This is a genomic window from Megasphaera sp. DISK 18, assembly GCF_001682955.1.
Lineage (GTDB): Bacteria > Bacillota > Negativicutes > Veillonellales > Megasphaeraceae > Megasphaera > Megasphaera massiliensis.
Genome location: NZ_LUGJ01000016.1, coordinates 24,578 through 33,008 on the forward strand (window position 1 = coordinate 24,578; position 8,431 = coordinate 33,008).

Below are 8,431 nucleotides of genomic sequence, written 5' to 3' on the forward strand. Positions count from 1 at the left end.
TTTACCCTCTTTCGTGTGTTTTAAAATTACTTTAGCTGGCCAAATACGTGGTCAACTACTTCCTTCGCCAGTTCGTCACCGTCTTTGTACATGTACATGACGTGCCAAATCTGGCCATTATCTTCAAAGAAGAAACTCCGCACGGTGAGCTTCGCCGGCTGGCCGTTCAACGGCTCCGTATAGGAGGCGTCGACGACGGTGGCCTTGCGCCCGCTCTCTTCGGCTTCGGTAATCTTCGTTTGCAGATCAGATACATCCGGTGTCTGTTTCAGCATGGCAACGTATTTGTCTGCCATGGCAACAGGCGTCGTTTCGCCGGCTGTTTCAGAAACAGCGACGACATTGATGTGTTTGTCATTGTTAATATACATCATGCCTTCGCCGTCCTGGCGATTCACGTGTGCCAGGTCAAACGGGGTCATGACGTACACTTCCGAATTTCCGGCCTTCAACTGGACATAGCCGAAACTGTATTCTTCAAGCATCGTATTGCTGCCACAGCCGGCTAACAATACGGCAGCTGAGACCATGGCCGCAGCTGCAAGTCCTTTCAATCCCTTCATACAATCACCTATTTATGCTTTCTACAGACTAGGTTCATTATAGCATAAAAGCCTTATAGCGTCATCTAAAAAAAGCAGGAATTGGAAATACTTTAGCTATCCGCCCAAACAGCCAAAAAGAATGAACGGCCTCCATTGACGATTTTCTTTACCTTCCGTATACTTATAAACAACTTATACTGTGTTTCTTCGTGAAATACGGCCTTTTCCGGACGGTGCCGCCAGACACTGCGGCTTCGTCCCGTTCAGATATTGTGAAATTTAGAACGTAAGGAGCCTGCTATGGAAGCCATTGCCGTCATCGCCGAATTTAATCCCTTTCACACCGGCCACGCCTACTTGCTGTCGGAAATCCGCCGCCAAAGTCCGCCCGATACGGCCGTCATCGTCATCCTGAGCGGCGCCTTCGTCCAGCGCAGCGAACCGGCACTCTTCGACAAGTGGCACCGCGCCCGTTGGGCCGTCCGCAGCGGAGCCGATGCCGTCTTTGAACTGCCTGCCGTCTATGCCCTCTCGAGTGCCGAAGGATTTGCCTCAGGCGGCATCCGTTTAGCCTATCGCCTTGGCTGCACCTCCCTTGCCTGCGGCGTCGAAGAGGGGACGGCTGCCGACTTTCTCCGCCTGGGAAAAACCGCCTTGAGCCTCTCGTACGATGGATCGACAAAGACGGCCACGGCCGGTCGGAATCAGACAGACGACCTGGCAAAGGCCCTGCCGGAACTGGCCGGCCTTTTGGATCAGCCCAATGCCCTCTTGGCCCTTGAATATGCAAAAGCCATCCTCGCCCTGCCGTCTCCCCTTGCGATGCGAACCGTTCCTCGCCGCGGAAGCCATGCTGAAAGCAGCTTCGACCAGCCTTTCACCAGTGCCTCGGCCATCCGCCGGGAACTGAAAAAGGGATTCACACCCCGCGTTGCAGCCTATCTGCCGCCGGCCAGCCGAAGCGATATCGAAGCCCTATTGAGAGCCGGTTCCTTCACGGACTACGACCGCTACGGCGATTTCGTCAGCCTTGAAGGGCGCCTCTTGACACCGGAGCAACTTCACCGCCTGCCGGCCTTTACCGAAGGCCTCGAAAACCGTTGGCACCGGGCCTTCTCTACCCTTTCGACGTATGAAGAAGCCCTGGCCGCCGTCAAGACCAAGCGCTATGCATTCAGCCGCCTGTGCCGCATGGGCGCCTATACGGTCCTGCAGCCGTCACAAGATTTCTTCAATGAATCCTACCGTGAAGGGCCTCAATACGGCCGCATCCTGGCCTTCAATGAGCGCGGCGCCGCCTTCTTGAAAGAAGCAAAAGGAACCTTCCCCATCATAACCAAACCGGCGCAGGCAAAAAAAATCCTGTCCCCTCTCGGACAGGCGCAGCTTACCCTTGATATCCGGGCCAACGACATCCAAGCCCTCTGCTTCCGCAACCCTCCTTGCCGCCAAGGCCGCAAGGACTATTATACCTCGCCCTGCTATCTTCCCCAAGGCGATTGTGAACCGTAACCTCCGCTTATTTTTATCCATATATTTGTTTTACAGCCCGAAATCTGTTATCATAAGTACTGTATTTTTTATTTTTTCATAACCTATTTCGTCGATTTCATCCATAATCGATAAAATATGAAGGGGGCTTATTTGTGGCTGTAAATCTTAACATTTATCAAACATTAGCCGCAGCGATTGTCGTTTACTATACCGGCGTATTCTTGCGTGCAAAATTCGACGTCCTGCGCAAGTACTGTATCCCCGCTCCGGTCGTCGGAGGCATCTTATTCGCTATCATCAACTGCATTCTCTATACACAGGGTCTTTGGCAGTACGAGCAGGATACGATTATGCAAAACATCTGTATGATGCTCTTTTTCACCAGTGTCGGCTACACGGCCAGCATCAGCCTTATCAAACGAGGCGGCATCATGGTCTTTAAAATGGCCATCGTCACGACGATTCTCATCACCTTCCAGAATATCATCGGGGTGAGCCTCGCGACGATCTTCGACCTCAGTCCTCTCATGGGACTGGCAACGGGATCGGTTCCCATGGTCGGCGGTCACGGCACGGCAGCGGCCTTCGGTCCTTTATTGGAAGACATCGGCCTTGACAGCGGCGTCACCATTTCCGTCGCCGCCGCAACCTTCGGTCTCGTCGCCGGCGGTGTCATCGGCGGCCCGATTGGGGAAGGACTGATTCACAAACACCATCTGGTCAGCTCGGCTGAATCAGAACGCTTCGATCCTTCGGCCAACGCCGACGCCGTATCGCGGTTAAAAGCCGTAGCCGGCGATAAGGAACGGGCCGAAAACGCCATCAAGATTGAAAACAAAATCGGCCAGACCATCGACAACTACCGCTTCATGAACGCCATGGCCCACCTCTTTCTGGCCATGGGTCTCGGAACGATCGTCAGCGGATTCTTCAGCAGCATCGGCCTTGTCTTCCCGGGCTATATCGGCTCGATGATCGTCGCTGCCGTCATCCGCAACATCGCCGACTTTACGCACAGCTTTAAAGTCTACCAGCATGAAAGTGAAGTTTTGGGCAATCTGAGCCTGACGGTCTTTTTGACCTGCGTCCTCATGAGCCTCAAGCTCTGGCAGCTGGCAGACCTTGCCGTACCTTTAGTCGTCATGCTCCTCAGTCAGGCCCTGTTCATGGCCATCTTCGCCTACTTCATCGTCTTCCGCATCATGGGCCGCGACTACGAAGCTGCCGTCATGACCAGCGGCGTCTGCGGCTTCGGCTTAGGGGCTACGCCCAACGCCATCGCCAACATGACGGCCATGACGGAAATCTTCGGCCCGGCACCGACGGCCTTCTTCGTCATTCCCCTCATCGGGTCCTTAATCATCGACCCGGTCAATGCCACGATCATTACGGTATTTATCAATATTCTCCACTAATCGTCCCGGCTTTTATTTCGCCAATATCGAGCTTCATCACGATCCATCTCTACGCCATCGCCTGTTTCCAGGGCGGTGGCGTAATTTTTCATGCCCTCTTTATAGCCTGACGCTGCAGACTGGGCAAACCAGTAGGCCGCCTGAATGCTGTCACGGGCGACGCCGTGGCCGTCACGGTAGAGGACGCCCAAGTTGTTCTGCGCCGGCCCGTCGCCGGCCATGGCCGCTTCATAGTACCAGTGTGCAGCCAGTTCCCAGTTTTGAGGAACGCCATATCCTTTTTCATAGAGATAGCCGAGATTGTTTCCGGCAATGACATTTCCCTGATCTGCCGCCTTGGCATACCAATAGGCGGCTTTTTCATAATCCGGCTCCCCGGTGTAGCCGAACTGATACATGATGGCCGCATTGCACTGGCCGTCGCCGTCGTCGTGTTCAGCAGCCCGCCGGTACCAGTACAGGGCCTTTTCATAATCCTGAGGAAGATCATCCCCTATTTCATAGAGATGGCCTAAATTATTCTCAGCCGCTCCATAGCCGTGGCTGGCGGCCGCACCGTACCAAAGGACAGCCTGTTCGATATCGCGCTCCGTACCTAACCCATGCTCATACTGATAGCCCAAGTTATACTGACCGGCAGCATAACCGCCCTTGGCCGAACGGCTGTACCAGTAAAAAGCCTTCTTATATAAATCATCTTTATCTTCTATATCGGCGTCAAAAGCGTCAAAGAAATAATCGTCTCCCATGGCACATTGAGCCGCTGCATCGCCGCTAAAGGCCAGTCGTTCTGTTTCGTCCATCGTCGGACTCCTTTCATCGGTCTCCCATGACGGAAGACAATCTTTATACTGCCTCGATTGTAGGGGAAAGGATGTGGACTGTCAACAAAGTCTTTTCCAAAAGATTTACAAATTTTCCTTTTTGACATATTGACTTTTTGACTTTTATAGCTATAATGATACTAGAAGCTAGTGAAAAGCTCCTAATCCTGAATACAATCGCCATAATAAGGAGGTCTTACTTATGGGAAACGAAAAATATACACAGAAAGTCATGGAAGCCTTCCAGTCTGCCCAGCAGATTGCCGCCCTCCATTACAACCAAGAAATCTCCTCGGTCCACATGCTCATGGGCCTGCTCAAAGAGCCTGAAGGCCTGCTGAGCACCATCCTTACGGAATGTCAGACCGACGTCCCCATGCTCCAGGCACGGCTGGAACAGCTGTTGAAGAAAATCCCTTCCGTCCAAGGTTCGAGTCAGATGTCGATGTCGACGGAAATGGTCCGGGTCATCGGCAAAGCCCAGCAATTAGCCGATTCCATGCACGATGACTACATCAGTACGGAACACCTGCTCCTCGGCATCGTCAGCGAAAGCAGCAGCGACGTCCAGGAACTGTGCCGTGAATTCGGCCTGCACCAAGACAAGATCATGAGTACCATCAAGGCCAACCGCAAGGCCAACGTCAATACCGATAACCCTGAAGGCAACTACAAGGCCCTGGAAAAATACGGCCGCGACCTGACGGCAGCTGCCCGCCAGAACAAGCTCGACCCCGTCATCGGCCGTGACGACGAAATCCGCCGGACCATCGAAATCTTGTCGCGTCGCCGCAAGAATAACCCGGTACTCATCGGGGAACCGGGCGTCGGCAAAACGGCCATCGTCGAAGGTTTGGCCCGCCGCATCGTCAGCGGAGACATTCCCGAATCCTTAAAGAACAAGACCCTCTACTCCCTCGACATGGGTTCCCTCATCGCCGGGGCCAAATACCGCGGTGAATTCGAAGAACGACTGAAATCGGTCCTCAATGAAATCGCTAAATCAGACGGTCAGATTCTCCTCTTCATCGATGAAATCCACACCGTCGTCGGTGCCGGCGCGTCCGAAGGCTCCATGGACGCCGGCAATATCCTGAAACCGATGCTGGCCCGCGGTGACCTGCGCTGCATCGGGGCTACGACCCTCAACGAATACCAGAAATACATCGAAAAGGACGCTGCCCTCGAACGGCGTTTCCAGCCGGTCATGGTCGACCAGCCGTCCGTCGAAGATACGATCACCATTCTCCGCGGCCTGAAAGAACGCTATGAAGTCCATCACGGCGTCCGCATCCGCGATAAAGCCCTGGTTGCGGCTGCCGTCCTTTCGGACCGCTACATCTCGGACCGCTTCCTGCCCGACAAGGCCATCGACCTCGTCGACGAAGCCGCCGCCAAACTGCGCACGGAAATCGAATCCATGCCGACGCCCATTGACGAATTGAGCCATAAGATCATGCAGCTCGAAATCGAAGAACAGTCCCTGAACAAAGAAACAGACGACGCTTCCAAAGAACGGCTGGCAAAGATTACGGCCATGAAAAATGAATTAAAGGAAAAAGAAAACCAGCTCAAATCCCAGTGGGATACGGAAAAACAGTCCATCCTGCACACACAGGAACTGAAAAAAGAAATCGACGCCGTCAAGGGCGAAATGGCCCAGGCCGAACGCAACTACGACTTGGCCAAGGCCTCGGAACTGAAATACGGCAAACTGCCGGAACTGGAAAAACAGCTGGCTGAACAAGAAGCTCACCTGGCACAGAAACAGGATTCGCAGCTCCTCAAAGAAGAAGTCGGCGAAGAAGACATCGCCCAGGTCGTCAGCCGCTGGACGGGCATCCCAGTCACTAAGATGATGACCGGCGAACGGGAAAAACTGCTCCATCTCGACGAAACCCTCCATAAACGCGTCGTCGGCCAGGACGAAGCCGTCCAAGTCGTCAGCGACGCCATCATCCGCGCTCGGGCCGGCATCAAAGACCCGAACCGCCCGATCGGCTCCTTCATCTTCCTCGGCCCGACCGGTGTCGGCAAGACGGAACTTGCCAAGACCCTGGCCGAATCCCTCTTCGATGACGAACGGAACATCATCCGCATCGACATGTCGGAATACATGGAAAAGCATACCGTATCGCGTCTGATCGGGGCGCCTCCGGGATACGTCGGCTATGACGAAGGCGGTCAGCTCACCGAAGCCGTTCGCCGCCGTCCCTACAGCGTCATCCTCCTCGATGAAATCGAAAAGGCCCATCCTGACATCTTCAATGTCCTCTTGCAGATCCTCGATGACGGCCGCCTGACTGACGGCAAAGGCCGGGTCGTCAACTTCAAGAACACGATCATCATCATGACCAGTAACCTCGGTTCTCATGAAATTTTGGAAACGCCGGATTACGAACAGGCCAACCAGAAGGTCCGTGACCTCCTCAAACAGTACTTCCGTCCGGAATTCCTCAACCGTGTCGACGACATCGTCGTCTTCAAGGCCCTGCAGAAAGACCAGGTACAGAGTATTGCAGCCATCCTCTTGGAACGCCTCGGTCAGCGTCTGGAAAAACAGATCAAGATCAAACTCACTTGGACTGATGAAGCCCTGCAGGAATTGGCCGACAAAGGATTCGATCCTCAGTTCGGTGCCCGTCCCCTGCGCCGCTTGATCACCCATACCGTCGAAACGTCCTTGAGCCGCAGCATCATCGCCGGCACCATCCGCGAAGGCGATACGGTCAGCATCGGCTTTGACGGAACGGATTTTACCTTCACGCCCATTCGTGAGCACAAAGCATAACTAAAACGAGCCTCATGGGGTTTTAACATATCCCATGGGGCCCTTTTTAGTTTACAAGTTCCCAAAAACAGTATATAATTAATTGTAACTAAGTAACGGGTGGAGATTTATGAATAATACATTAGGAAATCATGTACTGATTGATTTTTATAACTGCAAAGCTTCTTTCACCGAAGCCGAAGACTTGCAGCCCTTGGTAGAACGCGCATTCCATTTGGTCGGCGCACCTGCTGAGGGCATTACCTTCTTCCATATTGATGACGAACTGACGTGCATGGCCGTATCGGGCAACGCCCATATCAGCATCCATGCCTATCCTCTCCTCTCCTACGTGGCAGTAGATATCTACAGTTTTAACATCGACCTTAAGACGAGCCAAATCATGAACGCATTAAAAGTAAACCTCCGTTCCGACCGCATCAAGGCGACGAGTATCCGCCGCGGTGATTTCGGCTCAATCCGCGACATGCGCCCGAAGCGCAAGTCCAAGATTACGACAGCACGGCGTATGAAAAATACAGGCGCGCGCATCAAAAAAACGAGTGCCAAAATGTTCAATATCCTTCGTCATCCAAAAAAAGTACGCCAGTCGAATCGGACGACGAACGAATAGTATGGTTGCAGATGAAAGGGTTTGTTTGTCATGTATATGGTATCGTTAAATCAAGCAGCGGGCATTGCCCGTGAAGAAATGACGTCTCTTGACGGCATTACGGCAGAGTTGCTCAACTTCATACAGCTAAAAAGTCAGCGCTTATATATGCACTCCCTGCAAGTTGCCAACTACAGCGTCAGTATCGCCGCCAAACTCATGCTGCCAAAGAGCGAAATCGAACAGATAAAATACGCTGCTCTCCTCCATGACGTTGGTCTTTTGGTCGTATCTAATACACTTTTAGTCAAGATACCCTATCTCAACCGCTCGGAAATGGCCCAGTACAAGCGCCATGCAGCAGCCGGCGGCAATATGTTGGAAAACATCCCCTGCTGCCAGGACATCGTCCCTTACATCCGCTATCACCATGAACACTGGGACGGTTCGGGCTTTCCCAAACACCTGCGCGGAGCCAACATCCCCTTGGGAGCGCGGGTCATCGCCGTAGCTGACTACTACGATATGATTATCAATCCATCGACTGAATTTTGGGCGAAAACAAAAAAACAGGCCGTCCGCGAACTCTTCAGTTCATCGGGCCTCCTCTTTGACCCGGAAGTGGTCAAGGCCTTCATTGAAATCCTAGGCTGATACAACGTATATTCAAAGGGCTGCACATCTCACATCAGATGTGCAGCCCTTTTGTCATGCATCCTTTTTCCATCGGACAATCAGCAAGGAATTTCTGGCTCCTTGTCAAATGTTGG

7 protein-coding genes are annotated in these 8,431 nt (G+C 53.0%); 5 read left to right on the forward strand and 2 right to left on the reverse strand.

Features of this window, described 5'->3' with window-relative positions; all coding sequences use genetic code 11:
• Positions 1 to 26 precede the first annotated feature (26 nt).
• Entirely contained in the window at positions 27 to 563 is a 537-nt protein-coding gene (locus A0U42_RS03675) for a hypothetical protein (RefSeq protein WP_062411975.1), read from the reverse strand.
• Positions 564 to 845: 282 nt separating this feature from the next.
• Here A0U42_RS03675 and A0U42_RS03680 point away from each other — a divergent pair, with 282 nt between their 5' ends.
• Entirely contained in the window at positions 846 to 2,057 is a 1,212-nt protein-coding gene (locus tag A0U42_RS03680) for a nucleotidyltransferase family protein (RefSeq protein ID WP_065359922.1), read from the forward strand.
• Between the two features lie 134 nt (positions 2,058 to 2,191).
• Positions 2,192 to 3,454 (forward strand): sodium/glutamate symporter, encoded by a 1,263-nt coding sequence (gene gltS / locus A0U42_RS03685; protein WP_065359923.1) that lies wholly within the window; start codon positions 2,192 to 2,194, stop codon positions 3,452 to 3,454.
• Here the strand turns inward: gltS and A0U42_RS03690 are convergent.
• Positions 3,451 to 4,257 carry a tetratricopeptide repeat protein gene (locus A0U42_RS03690; protein ID WP_065359924.1) on the reverse strand — a complete coding sequence of 269 codons (807 nt, stop codon included), beginning with the start codon at positions 4,255 to 4,257 and terminating at the stop codon, positions 3,451 to 3,453. The genes gltS and A0U42_RS03690 overlap by 4 nt on opposite strands.
• A gap of 223 nt (positions 4,258 to 4,480) precedes the next feature.
• Between A0U42_RS03690 and clpB the strand changes: the two genes are divergently transcribed.
• From clpB to A0U42_RS03705, 3 genes are all read left to right on the forward strand, one after another.
• Positions 4,481 to 7,069 (forward strand): ATP-dependent chaperone ClpB, encoded by a 2,589-nt coding sequence (clpB, locus tag A0U42_RS03695; RefSeq protein WP_065359925.1) that lies wholly within the window; start codon positions 4,481 to 4,483, stop codon positions 7,067 to 7,069.
• Between the two features lie 109 nt (positions 7,070 to 7,178).
• Complete coding sequence (locus A0U42_RS03700; RefSeq protein ID WP_044503603.1) at positions 7,179 to 7,682, forward strand: S-adenosylmethionine decarboxylase family protein; 504 nt, start codon at positions 7,179 to 7,181, stop codon at positions 7,680 to 7,682.
• Between the two features lie 30 nt (positions 7,683 to 7,712).
• On the forward strand, positions 7,713 to 8,315 hold the full coding sequence (locus tag A0U42_RS03705; RefSeq protein ID WP_065359926.1) for an HD-GYP domain-containing protein: 603 nt from the start codon (positions 7,713 to 7,715) through the stop codon (positions 8,313 to 8,315).
• The last annotated feature ends 116 nt before the right edge of the window (positions 8,316 to 8,431 follow it).